General features: G+C 69.4%; 21 protein-coding genes and 1 pseudogene. 11 read left to right on the top strand and 11 right to left on the bottom strand.

All coding sequences use genetic code 11. The features are described 5' to 3' along the window. Positions 1 to 95: 95 nt before the first annotated feature. On the top strand, positions 96 to 1,610 hold the full coding sequence (locus FVE25_RS13795) for an alpha/beta hydrolase (RefSeq protein ID WP_157246991.1): 1,515 nt from the start codon (positions 96 to 98) through the stop codon (positions 1,608 to 1,610). Between the two features lie 6 nt (positions 1,611 to 1,616). On the opposite strand, the gene FVE25_RS13790 is transcribed toward FVE25_RS13795, so the two are convergent. Then, complete coding sequence (locus tag FVE25_RS13790; RefSeq protein WP_157246989.1) at positions 1,617 to 1,805, bottom strand: hypothetical protein; 189 nt, start codon at positions 1,803 to 1,805, stop codon at positions 1,617 to 1,619. 688 nt (positions 1,806 to 2,493) lie between these two features. Here FVE25_RS13790 and FVE25_RS13785 point away from each other — a divergent pair. Continuing rightward, entirely contained in the window at positions 2,494 to 3,375 is an 882-nt protein-coding gene (locus FVE25_RS13785) for a hypothetical protein (protein WP_157246988.1), read from the top strand. 164 nt (positions 3,376 to 3,539) lie between these two features. Here FVE25_RS13785 and FVE25_RS13780 read toward each other — a convergent pair whose 3' ends face one another. Then, positions 3,540 to 3,851 carry an RNA polymerase sigma factor gene (locus FVE25_RS13780; protein WP_157246986.1) on the bottom strand — a complete coding sequence of 104 codons (312 nt, stop codon included), beginning with the start codon at positions 3,849 to 3,851 and terminating at the stop codon, positions 3,540 to 3,542. Positions 3,852 to 3,898: 47 nt separating this feature from the next. Here FVE25_RS13780 and FVE25_RS13775 point away from each other — a divergent pair, with 47 nt between their 5' ends. Then, positions 3,899 to 4,138, top strand: coding sequence for a hypothetical protein (locus FVE25_RS13775; RefSeq protein WP_157246984.1), 240 nt, complete (start codon positions 3,899 to 3,901; stop codon positions 4,136 to 4,138). Between the two features lie 267 nt (positions 4,139 to 4,405). After that, positions 4,406 to 4,744, top strand: coding sequence for a hypothetical protein (locus FVE25_RS13770; protein WP_157246982.1), 339 nt, complete (start codon positions 4,406 to 4,408; stop codon positions 4,742 to 4,744). Between the two features lie 885 nt (positions 4,745 to 5,629). Here the strand turns inward: FVE25_RS13770 and FVE25_RS13765 are convergent. From FVE25_RS13765 to FVE25_RS13750, 4 genes are all read right to left on the bottom strand, one after another. After that, complete coding sequence (locus FVE25_RS13765) at positions 5,630 to 6,175, bottom strand: pyridoxamine 5'-phosphate oxidase family protein (RefSeq protein ID WP_157246981.1); 546 nt, start codon at positions 6,173 to 6,175, stop codon at positions 5,630 to 5,632. 352 nt (positions 6,176 to 6,527) lie between these two features. After that, a complete protein-coding gene (locus tag FVE25_RS13760) occupies positions 6,528 to 6,767 on the bottom strand; it encodes a hypothetical protein (RefSeq protein WP_157246979.1) in 240 nt (79 codons plus the stop codon). A gap of 231 nt (positions 6,768 to 6,998) precedes the next feature. Beyond that, positions 6,999 to 7,256 carry a hypothetical protein gene (locus tag FVE25_RS13755; RefSeq protein ID WP_157246978.1) on the bottom strand — a complete coding sequence of 86 codons (258 nt, stop codon included), beginning with the start codon at positions 7,254 to 7,256 and terminating at the stop codon, positions 6,999 to 7,001. A 27-nt stretch (positions 7,257 to 7,283) separates the two neighbouring features. Beyond that, positions 7,284 to 7,568 carry a hypothetical protein gene (locus FVE25_RS13750; protein ID WP_157246976.1) on the bottom strand — a complete coding sequence of 95 codons (285 nt, stop codon included), beginning with the start codon at positions 7,566 to 7,568 and terminating at the stop codon, positions 7,284 to 7,286. Positions 7,569 to 7,603: 35 nt separating this feature from the next. Here FVE25_RS13750 and FVE25_RS13745 point away from each other — a divergent pair, with 35 nt between their 5' ends. Both FVE25_RS13745 and FVE25_RS13740 read left to right on the top strand, forming a co-directional pair. Next, complete coding sequence (locus FVE25_RS13745; protein WP_157246975.1) at positions 7,604 to 7,822, top strand: rhodanese-like domain-containing protein; 219 nt, start codon at positions 7,604 to 7,606, stop codon at positions 7,820 to 7,822. After that, positions 7,819 to 8,280 (top strand): MerR family transcriptional regulator, encoded by a 462-nt coding sequence (locus tag FVE25_RS13740; protein ID WP_157246973.1) that lies wholly within the window; start codon positions 7,819 to 7,821, stop codon positions 8,278 to 8,280. The genes FVE25_RS13745 and FVE25_RS13740 overlap by 4 nt, the downstream gene beginning before the upstream one ends. 398 nt (positions 8,281 to 8,678) lie before the next feature. On the opposite strand, the gene FVE25_RS13735 is transcribed toward FVE25_RS13740, so the two are convergent. Next, positions 8,679 to 10,496, bottom strand: a complete 1,818-nt coding sequence (locus FVE25_RS13735) for an IS481 family transposase (RefSeq protein WP_219825487.1) — start codon at positions 10,494 to 10,496, stop codon at positions 8,679 to 8,681. Positions 10,497 to 10,603: 107 nt separating this feature from the next. Between FVE25_RS13735 and FVE25_RS13730 the strand changes: the two are divergent. Next, positions 10,604 to 10,870: pseudogene (locus tag FVE25_RS13730) on the top strand (YnfA family protein); the annotation flags it as partial. A gap of 145 nt (positions 10,871 to 11,015) precedes the next feature. On the opposite strand, the gene FVE25_RS13725 reads toward FVE25_RS13730, so the two are convergent. Beyond that, on the bottom strand, positions 11,016 to 11,669 hold the full coding sequence (locus FVE25_RS13725; RefSeq protein ID WP_157246969.1) for a TetR/AcrR family transcriptional regulator: 654 nt from the start codon (positions 11,667 to 11,669) through the stop codon (positions 11,016 to 11,018). A gap of 97 nt (positions 11,670 to 11,766) precedes the next feature. Between FVE25_RS13725 and FVE25_RS13720 the strand changes: the two genes are divergently transcribed. Together FVE25_RS13720 and FVE25_RS13715 are read left to right on the top strand one after the other, a co-directional pair. Continuing rightward, positions 11,767 to 12,789 (top strand): glycoside hydrolase family 113 protein, encoded by a 1,023-nt coding sequence (locus tag FVE25_RS13720; RefSeq protein WP_157246967.1) that lies wholly within the window; start codon positions 11,767 to 11,769, stop codon positions 12,787 to 12,789. Positions 12,790 to 12,905: 116 nt separating this feature from the next. Beyond that, entirely contained in the window at positions 12,906 to 14,477 is a 1,572-nt protein-coding gene (locus FVE25_RS13715; protein WP_157246966.1) for an FAD-dependent oxidoreductase, read from the top strand. Positions 14,478 to 14,956: 479 nt separating this feature from the next. Here FVE25_RS13715 and FVE25_RS13710 read toward each other — a convergent pair whose 3' ends face one another. Then, on the bottom strand, positions 14,957 to 15,343 hold the full coding sequence (locus FVE25_RS13710) for a helix-turn-helix transcriptional regulator (protein WP_246266991.1): 387 nt from the start codon (positions 15,341 to 15,343) through the stop codon (positions 14,957 to 14,959). 166 nt (positions 15,344 to 15,509) lie between these two features. Here FVE25_RS13710 and FVE25_RS13705 point away from each other — a divergent pair, with 166 nt between their 5' ends. Further along, entirely contained in the window at positions 15,510 to 15,953 is a 444-nt protein-coding gene (locus FVE25_RS13705; RefSeq protein ID WP_157246964.1) for an STAS domain-containing protein, read from the top strand. Positions 15,954 to 16,317: 364 nt separating this feature from the next. Here the strand turns inward: FVE25_RS13705 and FVE25_RS13700 are convergent, their stop codons facing one another. Further along, positions 16,318 to 16,725: a helix-turn-helix transcriptional regulator gene (locus FVE25_RS13700; protein ID WP_246266989.1), complete on the bottom strand. Its 408-nt coding sequence runs from the start codon at positions 16,723 to 16,725 to the stop codon at positions 16,318 to 16,320. A gap of 351 nt (positions 16,726 to 17,076) precedes the next feature. Between FVE25_RS13700 and FVE25_RS13695 the strand changes: the two genes are divergently transcribed. After that, positions 17,077 to 17,469 carry an STAS domain-containing protein gene (locus tag FVE25_RS13695; protein ID WP_157246960.1) on the top strand — a complete coding sequence of 131 codons (393 nt, stop codon included), beginning with the start codon at positions 17,077 to 17,079 and terminating at the stop codon, positions 17,467 to 17,469. A gap of 279 nt (positions 17,470 to 17,748) precedes the next feature. Here FVE25_RS13695 and FVE25_RS13690 read toward each other — a convergent pair whose 3' ends face one another. Next, on the bottom strand, positions 17,749 to 19,092 hold the full coding sequence (locus FVE25_RS13690; RefSeq protein WP_157246958.1) for an erythromycin esterase family protein: 1,344 nt from the start codon (positions 19,090 to 19,092) through the stop codon (positions 17,749 to 17,751). Positions 19,093 to 19,239: the final 147 nt, after the last annotated feature.

The raw sequence follows: 19,239 nt of genomic DNA, 5'->3' as shown, positions 1-19,239 counted from the left end.
CGGCCCGTCCCCACCGGGCACTACAGCAGGCTGTACCTGTGCGCGTGCGGCTGGCGGTATCGTGCCGGACGTTCGGCCCGCATAGCGTTCCGGCCATGAAATCGACATTTGCCCAGGCCCGCAAACTGCTGGTCTGCGCCCTCGCCTTGACCGCTCTGTCCACCGCCGTCGCGTCCCCCGCGAGAGCCGGCAGCGGCCTCGACTGGAAAGCTTGTGCCCAAGGCTCCGACGACGCCGTCGGCCTCGAACTCGATCGGGCTGGTGGGCGATGTGCGGAGCTCACGGTTCCGCTTGATCATTCCAAGGCCGCCGGCCGTACCATCAAGCTCGAGCTGTCCCGCATCCCCGCCACCGACCGCGCGCGTCGCATCGGCACCATGGTCCTCAACAGCGGTGGTCCGGGTGAGAGCACACTGGGCATGCCTTTGCGGACGCGGGCGGCCATGAAGGACGTCGCCGCCCGTTTCGACCTCATCGGCCTGGATCCGCGCTTCGTCGGGCGCAGCACGCCGCTCGACTGCGGCTGGCCGGTCGGCATGTGGATCCGTTCGGCCGGTGCGACGCGCGCCTCGTTCGATCGCCAGGTGGTGGTGCAGCGCGATCTGGCCAACCGTTGCGCCCAGCGCCACGCGGACGTGCTCCCGTACGTCAACACGCGTGACACCGCCCGCGACATCGACCTGGTGCGCCGCGCGCTCGGGGAGCGCCGGATCTCCTTCCTCGGCTACTCCTACGGCAGCTACCTGGGCGCGGTCTACACCCAGATGTTCCCCGGCCGCACCGACCGCGTGGTCCTGGACAGTGCCGGCGACCCGGGCAAATGGAGCCCCAGGGCGACGCAGGGCAGCGAGGAAGAGGCGGAACGCGCGCTCCGCGGCTGGGCGCGCTGGGCCGCCAGACGTCACGACACCTACGGCCTCGGCGACACCCCGGCCCGCGTGCTCGGCACCGTGAACTCGATCGTCGTCGCCACGCAGGATCGCCCGCTGCGGGTCGGTGAGTACGAGGTGGACGACCAGGTGGTCCCGTACATCCTCGCCGGCTCCGGCGACGACCGTCCTGCGGCCCGCGCGGAGTTCGCCTCCACCGTGCGGATCCTGAACGAGGCCGCGCACGGCCGCTCCGCCAAGCCCGGTCCCGAGCTCGCCGGCTTCCTCGCGTTCGTCCTGTCCAGCGCCGGATCCCCGCTCGCCAGCCCGGCCGCCGCGATCATCTGCGGCGACAATGCCGCACCGCGCGACCCCGAGGTCTATTGGAACGACATCCAGCGCAGCCGTGCGCGCCACCCGCTCTTCGGCCCCCTCAAGAACAACATCTGGCCCTGCGCCTCCTGGCCGAACCAGCCGCGCGAGCGCGCCACGCACATCGCCAACGCCACGCCCGCGCTGATCGTGTCCTCCACCGGCGACACCGCCACCACCTACGAGGGCAGCAAGGCCATGCGCCGGGCGCTGACCGGCTCGCGCCTGCTCACCCTGCGCGACACCACCGCCCACGGGATCTACGGTGAGTACGGCAACGCCTGCGTGGACGCCAAGGTCAACGCCTACCTTGCCACCGGCGTCCTCCCGGCCGTCGACCAGACCTGCCGCCCTGACGCGGGTCGCTGAAGTTCATCAGCCGGTGCGGAGGATCCGGGTCTGGCGTGCGGGAGGACCGGATCCGCCCGCGGGTGCCCAGGATTCACGTGAAGGCAGCACTTCGGCCAGCACGGTGACCGTGTCGTACCCCTCGAAAGCGATGAGGGAGGTGTGGCACGTCTCCCATTCCAAGAACTCCAGCTGCCCGGTCGGCACACCGATCATGAGCTCAGCCAGACGCTGTCAGACGTGCTCGCTGAGCGAGTCAATACGGGCCCAGGATCCGCATGTCCGCTGACACTATTTCCGCGCGGACTACTGATCAAGTCCCTGGCCGCGACCGAATACCTCGGCCACTACATCCAGGCTTGCCACACCCTGGCAGGGGTTGCCTGGACGCGCTCAGTGCTGTGACGGACCCCCATCCGGACATCCGCGAATCGATTTCGGTCACCGGCAGGTGATGCGGCGTCGAGCCTGTAACGCCGATGTCCTAGAGGGGGATGACCCGTCTGTAGGCGAGGGGGGACAGGGTGAGCCGGCTGCTTGGCATTGCACTGATGGCGGGGTGCGTACCGGCCTTGCTCGTGGGGTTGGGCGGGTGTGGCGGGGCCGGAGCACCCGCCACGGTCACGGTCACCATGTCGCCGCCGACCAAGAGCGAGCACAGCCCGGTAAACCCCGGACAGGCGACGACGGCGCCCACACCACCCCCGTGCCCGACTGGCGGGGGAGACCAGGTGACGGCTCCGTGCCCAGCGGTGGGACGGTCGGAGAGCCCGTCCCCGACTATCACCGTTCCACGGCCTACGAGCACGCCCGACCGGGGAACACCTACTCCCTCCGTGAGTGAGAGCGAAGTGACTGCAGCGGTGAGCTCGAATGCGCCGGCGCCGCAAGAGACGACCTCGCCGTGACGGATGATGCGTCAGAGGTCGATCAGCCTAGGCCGCTCGATGTTGTGGGGCTGATCACGCTGCTGGTCGCCACGGGAGCGGCCATCCTCATCTATATGGGCTGGGCCTATCTGGACGGCTACCTACAGCCGTTTTCGTTGAGACCGACAGACCTGAACTACCGCCCCGACGAATACGCGCTGTACGGGCTCAACCTGTTCTCCCCAACCTTCCTGCCGTGGATGGCCGCCGTCCCGCTCGCGCTGGTCATGCTCACGCGCCGAGCTGCCTTACTGCCTTCGGTTCCCGCTCGGTTGCGGGCTATCGGCGGCGCCATCCGCTCGCACCCCGTTATCCGCCTGCTGGGCAGCGCCGTCGCCGTCGGCGCCATCATCACGATCACCGCCATGGTCCTGGCCATAGCCGCGCTAACGGGACGCCCTGTCAGCACCTACCTGCTGCTGGCCCCGGTCATCGTCGGCCCATTGCTGCTCACCTGGTCAACGAGGGGGACGCCGCTAGGCCGGTTGGCTTTCGCCGTGGCTGCCGCCGTCTCCATCTTCTGCCTGCTGTGGGCAGCGTCGTTGTACGCCTTGCAGCAGGGCAGACACTCGGCGCGGGAACTTGTCGAGAAGCTTTCCGATCGCCCTCAGGTGGCCCTCTACAGCGCAGACACCCTGGCGGTGAACGCCCCCGGCGTCACGCGCGAGTCCTTCGGCCAAGGCGCCTACAAGTTCAGGTACCTGGGCCTGCGCCTGCTGATCATCCGTGGAGAGACCTACTACCTGATTCCCGAGATCGCTCCCGCACAGTGGACCGCGGGCTATGGCCGGACCTTCGTCTTCAAGGAAGAAGACGACATCCGTCTGGAAATTCTGCCAGGCACCCGTCGCGGCTGAGTCCGCACGCAAAACGATCATTAGCCGCCCCCGTTCGCCGCGCCCCGGACGCACTGAGGTCGTGCGGCCACGGCCGGAGTCCGTCATGGACAGACCCTGGCCGGTGCCGGCGTCGCGCTGATGCCTCCAGTGCGGCCCGCCGTCCTTCCAAGATCGAAAACCTTTCACGTGGTCGACGGGCTCCTCGCAGGACTCGGCGACGTGCCGGACCAGAGCGCGCGCGAGGCCACGGCGTGCACCCAGGCCCGCGGGTGGGTGAGCTCGTTCCACCGTTGATACGCCTTGATCATCGTGTCCTGGGCGAGGTCGGCGGCTACGGCCAGCGTCGCGCCGTGGTTGAGCAGGAAGGCGACCAGGTCGCCCACGGTGGCCCGGTAGAAGGCGGAGAAGTGCGCATCGGCAGCGCCGGTATCGGCTGCCGGGTGGCGCGGCGCGCTGGGCGGCCGAGGCCGCTCGGGCGGCAGGGGTTCGTTCATGCCGGGGTGTGCGTGCCCGGCGCCGTGGTCAGGGTCAGGGTCAGGCGGTGACCCTGGCCGTGTTGCTCCAGCCGCTCGCTTCCGAGGGCGACCTGGGTCAGCTGCACGAGGGAGCGACCTTGGATCTGGGCGTGGCGGGCTCGTCAGCGCAGGCACAGCCACACCCTGCCAGCGCGGCCGCGTGGGCGGTGACGATCGCAACGACGCTCACCACGGCGGTGATCATGTCCATGGGCGTGTCCTCGGGGGAGCAGGGGCCATCGCCGGTGAAGGCCCGTCAGGTATGAGAGCCCAGAACGGGCAGGGATATGAATCCCGCCATCCAGATTCTTTCGTCGGCGCTCCGCCGGGCGCGGAGTTTTGCTCCTGACAATTTTGCTTCTTACGGCTCGTTGCCTGACGGGCGTTCCAGGTGTTCAAAGGCTGTTACCTCTGGTTGCGAGCCGGATCCGACAACGCGTCTGGACCCGCCTGCCCGGCCGGGTTACCGTCGGAGTAGCTCATGATCCACCTGAATCGGACTGCGGATCTGCAGGGGGTGCGTCATCAACGCCATGAGGATCGTTGCGGGCCTCGCTCTTGCCTCGGCTCTGCTCACCGTGGCCGCACCGGCCCGGGCGGCCACGCCGATCTGCATCCCGGAGCACCCGGTGTGCGCGGGCCTGGACGACGGCCGCTTCGTCTTCACCGTCAAGCCGCCGCCCACCGCCCTGGCGGTGGGCGCCACCGTCAACGGGGCGCCGGCCACCGGCACCCTGTCCACAACCACCACACCCGCCTACGTGCAGGGCTGGTTCCAGCCGTTTCCGCCGCTGGAACCGGGCGATGTGATCTGCCTGCAGTTCTGGGCGCCGGGTGTGCCGCCCGGACCGTACTGCGACACCGCTCGTTAGGGACGCGCCGGCCGCCAGGACCTCAGCGTCGACGAGCGCCGCGCGGCCTTCCACGGCCGCCGGGCTCCGCCGCCCAGCCAGGTCCCCCAGCTTGGCGATCATCGTCCACATGTCGCAGACGACCGCGTCCAGCTTGCCGTACGGCATGGGCCTGTCCTTGTATCCGGCCACCAGGTGCGAGGCACGAGCGGGGGTGTCGTGGCCCATGGTGATGGTGTAGATGTCGCCGAGCTTCAGGAAGAGCTCCAGGTGACCTCTGGGGTGCCGGGCAGCCAGAATGGTGGTGCGGGCCTGGTCATAGGACAGGCCCTGTTGCTGGGCCAGCGCGCGGGCGGCGCGGGTGAGCTTGCGGTTGCCGCTCGGCATGATCTCTCCGGTTCCCGGCGGAGCAGGGCCCATGTCTGGCCCCGCCGACAGAGGGACGGCCTGCCAGCGGAACGATCACCTGGCGCTGAGTCTGAAGACCGGCCCCACCACTGAGGCCGCCCTGCCCGGGCGCGGGAGCTTCTCCGTCATCGCCCCTGCACCGCGTGGGCGATGGATCGGGCTCGGGACGGCGGGCGCATGCCACCGTAGACGGCGTCGTAGGGCACCAGGCCGACAGTTTCAGCCGCTGCCCTACTGTGACCGTGCGCTGTAGGTGGCGGATGAGCGCTCTACTTGGCGGGACAGCGTGTTGTGGTGGGCGAGACGTATAGCGCAGAGGGTTGAATGGAACCACCTCTTCGGCCCCTTCCGCGCACGCTCATGGAGGTCGACAAGCAGCACGCACGGCCTGAGGCATGCGCATCCGCCAGATCGAGAAGCACGCGCTAATCGAGCTGAAGAAGTTCGCCCGCGATCGGCTTAGAGTTCGCGGCCGGGGCTTTCTTGTGCGCAGGCCCGCTAGAAGGTGTAGCGGGTGTGGCTGAACACTTGGCTGTCGTGCCCGAAGCTGTACGCCGTGCCGGGTGCCACCGCAAACAGTAGATCGTTACCCTTGCGGATGCTGTCGCCGAAGCCGTAGAAGGTTCCCTCCGGCGAGGTGATGTGGTCCCCGTACTGCGCCTCGAACGCGGTGATGACCTCGTCCTGCCGCGTCGGATCCGTCACCCGCTCCGCCGTGCCCTCGATCACGATGTCGAGACCTTCGGACAGTGAGTTGCGCCCTGTGGTGAGTGCGCACTGGGCATTGCCGGCCAGGTTCTTCGCCTTCTGCTCGCCCGGCCCGGTGCTGAAGTGCAGCGCCCCGTCGTACCAGGCGGCGATCAGTGGCGTGACATGCAGCCGGCCGTCCGGCCGGACCGTGGTGATCCAGAAGACCTCGGCGGACCGCAGCCGGCGCTGGACCTCGGCCCAGTCGGTGGCGGTGACGTTCTCCGCGCCCGGGCGCGGGTTCAGCGCGGAGCTGTAGCGGGCGTCAAGCTCGGTCTTGGGCTGCTTCGGCGTCATGCGCAACCCCCTCCCTTCCTGTTCTCGTAACGAAAGGCTACGCAGCCCGGCGCTCATGCCCGGGCTTCTGGCAGAGATCTGTGAGCACGAGGAACAGCACAAGCAGGACCTTCTTCTCACGGATACGGCAGCTACCAGCAAGGAACCATGCCGTCCGGCCTCGGCGGCCGCGATCTCATCGAGTTCTTCGCGAGTGTCGACGGATACTTCACCGCCGCACTATCCGCTTCGGTCATCCGGGCAGCGGGCAGGAAGTGGGGGCGCTGACCCGAGCAAGGCCCTGCGTGTGCATAGGAGCGGATGTGCTGGGCCAGCGCGAAGATCTGGCGGGTGGTGCAGGCCATAGTGTGTGTCACGTCCCATGTGTTGTCTGCGGCTGGGCGGCGGGCGGGTGGGCGTGCCGCGCGATCTGGTCCACGATGGCGAGGGAGTAGGTGAGCCAGGCGCCGCTGCCGAGCGCGTCGGACTCGCCCCGCAGCGCGGCGGCGCGGCGCCGGATGGCGGTGAGTTCGGCCGTGCTGAGCGGCGGGTTGTCCACCCAGGGGCCATAGCCGCCGTCGTCGTGGTCGCCGACGGCGACGAGGTGGCGCATGTGCGCCTGGGGGTGGGTCAGATAGGGGCGGGGTAGTCCATGGCGTGCGGCAGCCAGGCCGCGCCGTGGTCGAATCCGACCAGAGCGCTCACGCTCTCGCCTGCGCCGCTGCCGTGGGTGGTGGCCGTCATGTTGCCGACGCGGTCGTGGTTGCCGATCCGGGTGTCGAGCAGCCCGATCCGGACGGCTTGCGGGCTGTCGATCAGGGCGGTGGCCGGCTCGAGGCGGCCTTTACAGGTGTTCGATCCACACCTCGCAGGGCCGGTGCGGGTCGCGGTGGGCGCGGGCGACCGGGGCGTCGATGGCGGCCGCCAGCAGCGGGGCCAGCTGCGGCTGCTCAACACACGCCGCGACTTCACCCGCTTCGACGCCGACCTCCGCAACCCCTGGCTGAGGTGGGCCGTCCAAGCGGCCACCACCCCGGCGGCCCGGCTCGCTCTCATGCTCGCCGCCGTTCACGCCGCCCGCCCGGCCGATCGACGACTTCACCCACTAGATCCTGCTCGAATGGCTGGATCACCGCCGCACCCGCTGGCCGACACCGCCAACCCGCACCTGCTCATCAACCAGATGAGCGCCCACGGAACGAGCCCGGGCAGCACCATCCACTTCGTCAAGACTCGGCTGCGCGGCCAGGCCGCGACCCTCGGACGCCTGCGCCTCTACCGGCAACTCGAAGAGGCCCTCACCCACGGCCCCGAGCCTCTCCACCTCGCCGCCGTCTTCGGCCTCGCCTCCAAGACCGCCATCCACCACGCCGGGAACGCCTGCACCCTCCTCGCGACCATTATCGAGGAACAAGATCCCGCCAGTCGCGACGAACCCAAGGGTCCAACGTGCCCGGCCAGGAGTCTGTCGAGCTGGCAGCGCAGGTCGCCTCCGATCGGGCGGCCGCGGTGGTGGTCTACTACTTGGGCCCGTACTGCAACCGCTCCAAGATCGCCGCTGCCGCGTTCGCCCGGCTCGGCTACGCCGGAGGCAAGCAGGGCTGGGCCGAGGCCGGGCTGGCCTTCGACGGCAGCCGCGCGAGCGCCGGGGCGGGGCGGCCGGCATGAGACAGCACATCGGACTCCAGGACGCCGACGGGCCGTACCTGCGCAGCGGGCAGGTGGCCGAGCAGGCTGGGGTCAACCTGCAGACGCTGCGCTACTACGAGCGCCGCGGGCTGATCGCCAAACCGGCGCGCAGCCCGGGTGGGCACCGTGCTTACCCACCTGAGACCGTCACCCTGCTGACGGTGATCAAAGCGGCGCAGCGGCTCGGCTTCACCCTGGAGGAGGTGGCCGAGCTGATCGATACCGGCCGGCGCGGTCACGCCACTCCCGACCTGTGCGAGCGCGCCCAGGAAAAGATCGCCGAGGTGGACGCGCGGATCGCCGACCTGACCACCATCCGGAGCGCGCTCGGCGCGGTGGTCAGCGCCGGCTGCGACAGTCTGACCCACTGCATCTGCCCCGACTGCCCGCTACCGTTTGCCGACCTGGCCGCGAGCCGTACCCCTGAAGAGAACTGACCGCAGTGAGCGCCCACCATGACCATCGTGCCCTGCCGGGTCCGTCCCGGTGACTCTGCCTACTGTTGGCAGGCAGCCTGGAGTGGTGGGCGGCCCGGACGCCGACGGAGGCGGGCCATCGCTACGCAGCAAGGTCACCGCCGCCGCGCCTCGCGCGGTCGGCGGGTCCGCCGCGGTCGGAAGCTGCGGATGCGGCGGGAACGGATGCGGGCGCTGAACACCTGCCACGCCGCACCAGCCCCGGCGGCCCGGGGCAGGGCCGCTGCCGGGATGCGTTGTACTACCTTCCATGACGATCGTGCGTTCCCTGGTGTTGTTCGCCCTGGCCGCGGTCGCCGAGATCGGCGGGGCCTGGCTGTGTCAATGTGAGGTCTCAGGACATGGTTAACCAGTTGTTCTCAGGACTTGGTTGACGAGTCGGTGGTCTGGGTGCCCATGCCGCGGACATAGATCCGGGTGATCGGGGCGGTGTTCTTGCGTGGCCTGATAGCGAGTTCTTCTTCGCCGTGCAGAACCCGGAAGTGGGTGTCTTCGATGACGACGGTGACGAGCTTGCCGACGTGCCGAGGGCCGACCTTGATGAACTGACCGGCGACCATGAACCGGCCCTGGGCGTGGACACGACGCTGAACGCGGATGGAACCCGGTGCCAGTGGAGGCGGGGGTAGTGGCGTGGCCGCCGAGCGGGCTCCGGTCAGCTTGGCGAGTTCGTCGGCGGGTATCGGGCAGGGCCAGGTGCCGATCAGGGCGTCGTCGGCGATGGCGTGCATGAGGTGGCCGTCCAGGCGGAGCACCACGGTGCGGCCGAGGTGGCTGGGCCCGATGACGATCTTCTGCCCGGCCACTTTCACGTGGCCGTCGCGGCTGTGCACCTTGCGTTCGACCTCGACTGGTTCCCCGGCGGCGAGGACGGTCCGGCCGATGGCGCGGGGCAGTGCTGCGACCGCCGGCTCCGGTCCAGCGGGCCGGGCGCCACGCATGGTCATGTAGGCGAGGTCTTGCGGAAGGAGCCGGGAGGCGAGGGTGCGCACCAGGTGGCCCTCCAGCAGCAGGTGGATGCTGCGGATATCGGCCCACACGGTTAACGTGCGTCCGGCGAGCCCTTGGTGGATCTTCGCGGTCTGCTTGCCGGGCACCAGAGTCAGTGTGCCGCTGGGCGGGACCCGGACCTCCCACTCGATCGCGCACTCGCTGATGGTGGCGGGTGGCGGCTCGACCACGTCGGCCAGCTCGCCCGGCAGGCTCGCCTCGACTGTCGGCGCCGGGCCGGGGAGTTCGTCACGGGCGGGGCCGTGTGGGCGGAACATGCTGGCCGGGACCCGCATGTCCAGCGCCTGGTGCGGCCGGGCGTGGTTGTAGGCGTGTACCCAGGCGTCGATCGCCTCCTGAGCGGCGGCCATCGACTCGAACGGTGCGACGTGATCGAGCAGTTCCCGGCGCAAGGTCCCATGAAACCGCTCGATCTTGCCCGTGGTCGTGGGCGAGCGGGGCTTGGTGAGACGCTGGGTGACGCCGTTCTCCCGGCAGACCCGCTCAAACAGCACCTCGACCGGCTGCGGGCGGGTGTGCCGGCCGGTGAACTGCTTGCCATTGTCGGTGAGGACCTCGAACGGCACCCCGTAGCGGCGCATCGCCGTGGTGAAGGCCTGGCAGACCGCGCGCCCGCTGGGCACCGCGACCACCTGCGCGATCACCACGAAGCGAGAGTGGTCGTCGATGCCGGTGACCATTTTGCACTCCCGGCCATCGGCCAACGGCACTCCACCGACCAGATCCATCTGCCACAGGTGCATCGGTGCCTCGCGCTGCCAACGCCGATAGACCCGCTGACGGCTTTGCTCCTGGCGCCGGGTGAGACCGTTGCGGTCCAGGACGCGATGCACGGTCGCCTTCGACGGGACCGGCTCCAGCCCTTGCTGCTCGAGCTCGAAGCTGATCCGGCGGGCTCCCCAGCGCGGATGCTGGCGTCGGATCTGGCAGATCAGCGCCTCCACTTCAGTGGCGAGTCGTGTCGGGCTGGTCTTGGGCCGTCGTGATCGGTCTTCCAGCCCCGGCAGCCCCTCGGACTCGAAGCGCTTGCGCCAGGCATGCACCGACTGCCGCGAGGTCCCGTAGCGCGCCGCGACCTCCCCGATGGGCGATCCCGCCAGCACCTCGCGGACTGCCCGATAGCGGTGCTCCACTGTCGCCTGCCGGTCCACGAATGCACTCCTCACGCGCTTGATCAAGAAGCCGGAGGAAGAAGATCATGAACGAGTGCAGGGCGTCAACTATGTCCCGATAACGAACGGTGAAGCATGTCCTGAGACCTCACAGCGACAGGCTGATCTGGCAGGGTGTGCGCGAGCAACGCGGCCTGGTCTGGATCGGTGCCGGCGTCATCGCCCTGGGGTTGTATGGGTTCGTCGCCACGCTGCAGCCGGATGCGAACTTCGGCCGCATCCTGGCCGCCTACGGCGGGGTGTTCGTCGCTGGATCGCTGGCTTGGGGGATGGTCGTCGACGGCTTCCGGCCCGATCGCTGGGACGTCATCGGCGCGCTGGTCTGCCTGGCCGGGGTCCTGGTGATCATGTACGCGCCGCGCGGCTGAACCACCTGTCGCGTTCGCAGAAATGAGGCGTTCTAGTCGCACGTGAGCGGGCGCGGTCTGATTGGCCGATGTTCGGCGGCTTTCCTGCGCGCCAGCGAGGATTCTGCTGCGGACGTTGGGGCGCCCGTTTTCCTGAGGTGGGAGTTCACTGCTGCTGGTGTCTGAGTGCTCGTTGCTCGGCGGCGTCGAGTGCGGGTGTGAGGGGTGCGAGCGTGGTGCGAAGGAGGTCTGGTAGCGAGCCGGACGGCACGACGAGTCCACTGGTTGTGGAGGACGTGGCAGTCGGCTGCAGCCACTGCTCGAGTGCCACGCGAACTGCGGCGGCCACGCTCGCCGCGAGCACCCGTGCGGTGTGCGGGTCGCCGTCGCCGAGACGTTCGGCGATCGCGTCGGTGAGGGGGTGCTCGATCGCGGTGGTGGTTTCGATAAAGGCTTCGCGCAGTGCTGGACGGGTGCTAATCAGCAGCAGCGCGTCCCGGCCGGATGCTCCCGGGGCAGTGTACTGATCCACGATGGCCTCGATGACGGCGGCGGCGAGGCCGACCCCGGCGGGCCGGTCGGCCACCGCCGCCGCGACTCGCGTTTCCCGTTCGCCGGCAACGGCGGCGACGATCGCCTGTTCGCGGCTGGAGAAGTAGTTGTTGTACGTCCTCGGTGAGACGCCGGCGGCCTCGGCGATGTCATCAACGCGCACGTTGTCCGGTCCGCGCTCAAGGGCAAGCCGCAGGGCCGCCGCGCGCAGGGCCTCTCGGGTGGCCTGCTTCTTCTGCTCGCGCAACCCGATCCGTCTCGTCGCCACCGTCTCAGTATCCCAGTTTTGATGCGTGTACGCAAACTTGCGTGTACGCAATTTTCTGCTTAGCCTGGCGCCTCATCCCACAGAAAGGACCCGTGCAATGAGGGCCAAAGGCATCACCTACGACACCGGCTTCGTCCGCAATGGGGCGTTCTCTCGCGAGCGCTTCGACCCGGACGTGGTCAGGCGTGAGCTGGAGATCATCCGGGACGACCTGCACTGCACCGCGGTCCGCGTCATCGGCGGCGATCCCGAGCGGCTGGAACTGGCCGCGACGTACGCCGCCGACCTCGGGCTGGAGGTCTGGTTCTCGCCCTACCCGCTGGAGCTGACCACCGAGGAGATGCTGTCGCTGTTCGCCGACTGCGCTGAGCGGGCGGAGCGGATCCGGCAGCGGGGCGCCGAGGTCGTGTTCGTCGCCGGCGCCGAGCTGAGCCTGATGAACAAGGGATTCCTGCCGGGCGACACCCAGGAGGACAGGCTCGGGCTGCTGACTCAGCGAGATCGCCTGGCCGAGCGGGTCGGCGAGCTCAGCGCACGGGTCAACGACTTCCTCGCCGGTGCCGTTGCACTCATTCGCGAGCGATTCGGCGGCCGGATCACGTACGCCGCCGTCCCGCTCGAGCGCGTCGACTGGGCGCCCTTCGACATCGTGGGCGTGGATCTCTACCGTTCGGCCGAGGTCGCCGGCCAATTCACCGAGGGCGTGCGCACCCTCGTCGCGCAGGGAAAGCCGGTCGCGATCACCGAGTTCGGCACCGCCGCCTACCGCGGCGCGGGCGACAGGGGCGGCCGCGTTCTGGAGGTCGTCGAGTTCGGCGAGGGCACCGGCGTGCCGGTCCGGCTGAACGGCGAGTGCGTCCGCGACGAGTCCGGCCAGGCCGCCTACCTGCGGGAGCTGCTGGAGATCTACGACGCCGCAGGTGTCGACAGCGCCTTCGTCTTCCTCTTCGCGCTCGACAACTTCCCGCACCGCCCCGACGGCGATCCCTGGGACGACCTCGACCTGGCCAGCCCTGGCATCGTCAAAGTCCTCGAAGACCGTCTCGGGGACACCTACCCCGACATGCCGTGGGAACCCAAGGCCGCCTTCACCGCCCTCGCCGAGTACTACCGCGGCTGACCACGCCGCAAAGACCGCACCTTACGGCGAGCCGTACCGGCCACCACCCGCAAACCGGCCGGGCGCGTCGGCGCTTCATCAGTCCCGGCCCTTTGCGGGCGAACAAGGGAGTACACATGATCACAGATGTCGTCATCGCCGGCGGCGGCCCGAACGGGCTGATGCTGGCCTGCGAGCTGAGCCTGGCAGGGGTCCGGACGGTCGTGCTGGAGCGGCTGCCGGAGCCGAGCGAGGAACCGAAGGCGAACGGATTGCTCGGCCAGGTCGTGAAAATGCTCGACCGCCGGGGGCTGTGCGAACGTCTCAGCGCTAGCCCAGAACCGCCGCAGCCGAACTCCGCGTACTTCATGTTCGGCGCGATGGGCCTGGACCTGAGCCTGCTTGAAGACAGCCCCATCTATGCCCTGCCGGTGCCGCAGCGACGCATCGTGCAGGTTCTGCAGGAACGCGCCATCGAACTGGGCGTGGAGATCCGGCGGGGACATGAGGTCGTCGGCCTGTCGCAGGACGACGACGCGGTCACCGTCGATGTCGCGAGTCCGGGTGGGGCCTACCAGCTGCGGGCCCGCCATCTTGTCGGCGCGGATGGAGCCCACAGCACCACGCGCAAGCTCGCCGGCATCGGATTCCCCGGCATCACCTACGACCGGATGACAGTGCGCTCTGCACACGCGACGGTCCCGGCGGACTGGATCGATCCTGCGACCGGAGCGCTGAACGTGCCCGATTACGGCGCCGTCATGCCGTTCATGCCTCATCGCACCGAGCGCGGAGGGTTCTCCTACGCGCCGATGCCTGGCCACCCGCCGCTGGTCAGCACCACAGAGTGGGACCAACCCGCGACTGACGCTCCGATGAGCCTGGAGGAGTTGCGGGCGAGCATCCGCCGCGTGCTCGGCCTCGACGTGCCGATTGGTCCGCCCGACGGCCAGGGACCGCACGCGCTGCGCCGGCTGACCGGCGGTAACACCCGGGTCGCCGAACGGTTCGCCGATGGCCGGGTGTTCCTGATCGGTGACGCCGCCCACGTGTACGCCGCCACGGGGGGCGGTCCAGGGCTCAACCTCGGCCTGCAGGACGCGGTCAACCTCGGCTGGAAACTCGCCGCCGAGATCCGTGGAGGCGCCCCGTCCGGGCTGCTGGACAGTTACGAGACAGAGCGTCGATCGGCCGCCCAGCGCATGGTGCTGAACGCGCAGGCGCAGGCGGCCCTGATCGCCCCCGGCAGCGATGTCACAGGACTTCGCGAGGTGTTCGCCGAACTGCTCCGCGACCCGGACACCGTGCAGCGCCTGGCCGAACTCACCGCGGGCGCCGACGTCCGCTACGACATGGGCGGACGCGAGACGCACCCGCTGACCGGCCGGTTCGCCCCGGACATGAAACTGCACACCCCGGCCGGTCCGGTCCGCCTCGCCGAGCTGACCAGATCCGCACGCCCTCTGCTGCTCGACCTGACGGAAGAAGCATCACTGGGGGAGACCCTTGCCCTGCGCCACGACCAGGTCGATATCGTCACGGCGCGCTCCCAGACCCCCGCGCCCACCGCCCTGCTCCTTCGACCGGACTGTTACGTGGCCTGGGCATCCGCATCGCCCCGGCCCGATGCCATGGAGATCGAAACACTCCGGGCAGCCTTGCAGCGGTGGTTCGGAGGCATCGAACCCGCCCCACTCCTGACGCCGTGAGCGTTGACTCGGGCACGTGTGCGGGCAGGCCACCCCTTTTCTTTCCGCTCACACAGACCAAGCCGTGAGCTTGGTGGTGGTCCGCGTGGTGCGCGGGCCGCCACCGCCCACGTCTTCTCCGCATAGCGGTGCAGGGCAGCGACCTCAAGCTCGGCAGGGAGGCCGGTCTCTGCTTCGCCCATGGCACGTGATCCTGGTGTAACTCCATCCGCAGGCATCCGACGGGCACGTGGTGACCTACTTCAGCTTCGGCAACGCTGAGCCGCAGGCCGACTGGCTGGGCACGCACGCCGCCTGCCCGCGCCCGAACCCGGCAGGCTCACCCAGGCCGGCGCCGTCGTGACCGACGGCATCCCCTGCCACCTCCTCCAGTTCGCCGTCCCCGGCCGGGGAAGACGACGAGAGGAAAAGCTGAGCACCTGGCACCTGGCACCGGGCGCCGGGTGCCCGCAGGACGCGCTTTCCGGCAGCCGGGCCGGTCAGGTTTGGTGCTCGTGCGAAGGTCCGGTGAGGGGCTGGCCGGTGAATAGTTGGAGGAGCCGGCCGATGGGGACGCCGGCCTCGCTGGGGCGGCGGAAGTTCAGGTCGGGGTGCAGCGCGTAGGTGTTGCGCCGGCCCACCCGAGCGCGGGTGAGGTAGCCGCTCTCGCACAGATCGCGGACGATCGCCTGCACGGTGCGCTCGGTCGCTCCGATGGAGGCGGCCACGTCGCGCAGCCGCACCTCGGGATCACGGGCGATCTCCACCAGCACCCGGGCGTGATGGGTCAGGAACGACCAGCTCGAAGCACTCCCATCGTCGGCCGCGCTGCCCCGGACGCCGCCCTCTGCCGGGGTGGTGTCTGCTGCGCTGTGTTGGTAGTTCACGGCATTGCTGCCCTTCTCGGCGGCGCCTTTCGGAAGGATCGACCTCTTATGTACGAAGCTTATAGCACGAAACAGGTTTCGCGTATTATTCTGCGCGTGTAGATGCGTGGCACGCCATCCGGTCGCTTGGGCCGGGCTGGCCCGAGAGCGATGAGTGAGCACATCCATGACTTCCTCTGCCGTCCTGACCGGCCGCACAGAGATCGCCGACGAGGTCGAGATGACACCACTGTTCCTGCTGAGCGTCAGCCTCCTGCAGGCGACCCTGCTCACCGTCACCGGCGAGCTGGACGCCTCCAACACCAACCGCCTCGAGGAACACCTCGCCGAAAACCACCCCGACCCTCGCCTGCCCCTCGTCCTGGATCTAGGCGGGCTGACCTTCATGGACAGCAAGGGCCTGAACCTCATCGTGCGCCTGCACGCCCAGGCCGCCACCCATGGCGGCGGCCTGCACCTGGCCGCCGTGCAACCCCGCCCCGCGCGCATCCTCGACATCACCGGCGTACGCCACGTGCTGGCCATCCACGCCACCGTGGAAGAGGCACTCCAAGCGGCCGCCGACGAAACCCGCAGCGCGCCGGGATCGCCCTCGGCCGGCATCGCCTGACGCGCCGGCCACCGGGCGGCTGAGAAGACGGCGAGGCCGCGCCACCGGCGAGTGGTGCGGTCCTCGCTGTGCGGATGGAAGCCGATCGGTCCGGTTATCCGCCGGGCCCGCGCCGGGCAGCTCGGAGACCGGAGTCAAAGGCCCGGCCACCTGGGCGGTGTCGAGGAGTCGCCCGGGGATGCGGTGGTGGCGCAGGCCCGACTGCCGCCAGGCCGTCACCCACGCGCGCACGTCCTGCTCGGAGTTGGAGCACGCCCAGATGAAGGCGCGTCCTGCCCGCTCCTAGCCGGGCTGGCAGTGCCACCCCCACCTGCGGAGTTCCCACCCGGCCACCGCCGCAGCCCGCACGCCAACAACAGGCAGGTCAGCCGCCCGGAGGCGGGCCGGGGCTTTCGCGCTGCGGGGAGGCGGCCGACGGTGAGCCGTCGATGTCGCGGTCGGCGAACATGTCGATCAGCCGCCGCACCGGCAACCCGGCCTCGGTCGGATACCGGAAGTGCTGGTCGGCGTTGAGCGTGTAGTGGTTGTGGCGGCCCACGCGCTCACGCGAGAGGTAGCCGGCCGCGTGCAGGTCGTTGACGATGTTCTGCACGGTGCGCTCGGTGACGCCGATCCCGGCCGCGAGGTCGCGCAGCCGTACCTCGGGGTTGCGGGCGATCTCCAGCAGCACCCGCGCGTGGTGGGTCAGAAACGTCCAGCGGGGCAGCTCGAAACGGTGGGACAGACCGAGCGGATCGGACGCGTCGGGCCGGTGATGGTTCACGGGGTGCACGGGATTCATGGTGCTCACCAAGGCTCAGGTTTCTGGGGCTCGCCGGAGCGGGCCGCGTCGGCTCAGGGCCGGGCTCTGGCCGGCCTCGGGTCGGTTTCCCTGTCGTTCACCAAGCTTAGAGGTGAATAGCCTTTCAGGTAACACCATTCAGGGGTTACCGTGGCGGAAGGACAGGATCTCATTCCGGCCGTCAGAGAGGGGCTGCAGCACCACCGCGCATGCCCGATACCCTGTCCCCGAAACGGTCGGACCCGCCCGCGCACCCGGCACGGCGCCAAGCTCGACACCCGAGCTCCACGCCCACGGACCGTGCCAGGCGCTCACGCTCTCCGGCCAGGGACGAGGCCCCTCATGACCCCGCTGCACCTGACCTGCCGGCGCCTGGACGGCGGCACCGATATCGGCGCCCGCGGCGGCACCCTGATCGACGTGGCCGGCGAGCTCGACCTCGTCACCACCGCCGACCTGGGCACCTTCATCACCGCAGTGCACCCCGATCCAGCCCGGCCGCTGCTTCTGGACCTGGCCGCGGTCACCTTCATGGACTCCACCGGCCTGCACCTGCTCATCGACCTGCACCAGCGCGAAGAGCGATGCGGCGGCAGCCTGCACCTGGCCGCCCCTCACGAACGCGTCACCCGCGTCCTGCAGATCACCGGCGTCCATGCGCTTCTGAACACCCATCCCAACCTGCAGCAGGCCCTGGCAGCCACCCACCTGGCTGCCACGCCCGCGCTGAACTGACACATCCCACCCGGCCACACCCCGGCGAAGGGGACGCCGGACAGCGGCTTCTGCGGCTCCACGTGAGCGCCCCTCACCCAACCTCACCTCACGTGGAGCCCCCGACCCAGCGGAAACCCGGGCGGACCTAGTACCCCGCACCGACTGCCTCCACCAGCGCCAGCCGGCCCCGATGGAACAATCCCGCGCTGGCAGTTATTGGTCAACCACCTAACGACTCCGTGCTGGGAGCCATGCAACCTGCTTCACCATCGGCCGACCAGCCCGAGGGCAGGAGGGTCAGGGCAGTGGGGTGGCTGCCTCGACCCGGTTGAGGTGCACGATCGCGTCGAAGGCCGCTCCCAGGGCCAACGGCCGGTTGAACTGCTCGGGCACGTACGTAGCCGGGATGGTGAAGGTCGGACGGGCGGTGTCCAGCCAGGCTCGGGTGGACGGAGTACGGCCGGCCCGGCGCAGGTCCACGTAGTAGTCGCGGTAGCGTACCCGGTCCAGGACGGCCTCGCTGCTGTCCGGGACCGGGGCGCGGGTGTCGAAGACTGCGACCTGGCCGGTCTTGGGGTCGGTGGCGCGGAAGCGGCCGCTGTGGATGGTGGTGCCGATCGCTACATAGGAGGTGCCTGCCAGGGAGCGCAGGACGGCCCCCTGGGTGACCGGGTACTGGTCGGGCCAGGCCGAGACGTAGCCGATATGCCCGTTGTGCGCGGCCGCCACGGTCTTGGTGCCGGTGTGGCGCTGCCACCACACGGTGTTGTCGGCCATGGCCCGGTCACGGTGACGGTGCAGGGCCGCGCCGTCCAGGGCGTACATGGTGGACATCTGGACGATGACGCGGGCCTCCTGCAGTACCCGCGGGCTCACCTTGCCGCTGTCATCCAGCAGGCGGTAGGCGGCCTGAGCGTCGCCGGCCAGGGCGGCGCGCTGCTCGGCCGGCAGCGCGGCCAGGGCGTTCATCCGTTCTTCCACGCCGGCGGGCAGAGCCAGCAGGCCCGCGTAGCGGCGACGCAGTTCGGGCTCCAGCGACGGCTCGTGCCTCTCGGCCCAGGCGAGGATGCGCCGGTACTGCTCGGGATGGACGTCGCCGATGTCGAATCCCATCACGCGCAGCTTGCGTGAGGCGGTGCGGTTGTAGTCGCGCATCCACTCATACAGGTCCATCCACTCCTGGGTCTTCCACGAGCCGTAGGACTGCTGGAACTCCTCGGCCATGATCGTGCGCAGGTCGCCTTTGCCGGTGCGCACGTACGCGTCCAGGCGGACGCCGGCCGACCAGGTCGCCTCCAGCGCCAGCGTGGTGAAGCCCTGGGTTTGCACCAGATGCCGGAACATCCGATGCCGCAGCGTGAACAGCTCCTTCGAGCCGTGCGTGACCTCGCCGATCCCCACGATGGTGGCGCCCTTGGTCATCGCCGACAACGCCCGCAGGTCGTGGGACGGGCCGCCCGGGACGGTGCTGCGCAGTTCCTGGGCGTGGCGCTCCAGGCTCGCCACCACCCGTTCTTGGCCGGGGGCGACGGCCGCCGGCCAAGAACGGGTGGTGGCGAATGCCGGAGCGCTCACGCTCGCGAGACAGGCCGCCAGCGCCAGGGTGACCGGCACGGTACGACGCAGAGTGTTGCTCGCCAAGACAGATCCTCACGTTGGGTGTCGGATGAAGCAATCACCAACGTAGGGATGGGCGCAGGCGGTTTCGATCCCGCCCGCTGGCCGGTCGATGGTGGTGCTGGCTACCCCGCGCCCGCCCGCGGCCCAGCTCACAAGGTCGTTTTCCAG

The sequence above is a fragment of the Nonomuraea typhae genome (assembly GCF_009760925.1).
In the GTDB taxonomy this organism is placed as follows: domain Bacteria; phylum Actinomycetota; class Actinomycetes; order Streptosporangiales; family Streptosporangiaceae; genus Nonomuraea; species Nonomuraea typhae.
This window is presented reverse-complemented; position numbering and strand designations above follow the sequence as displayed.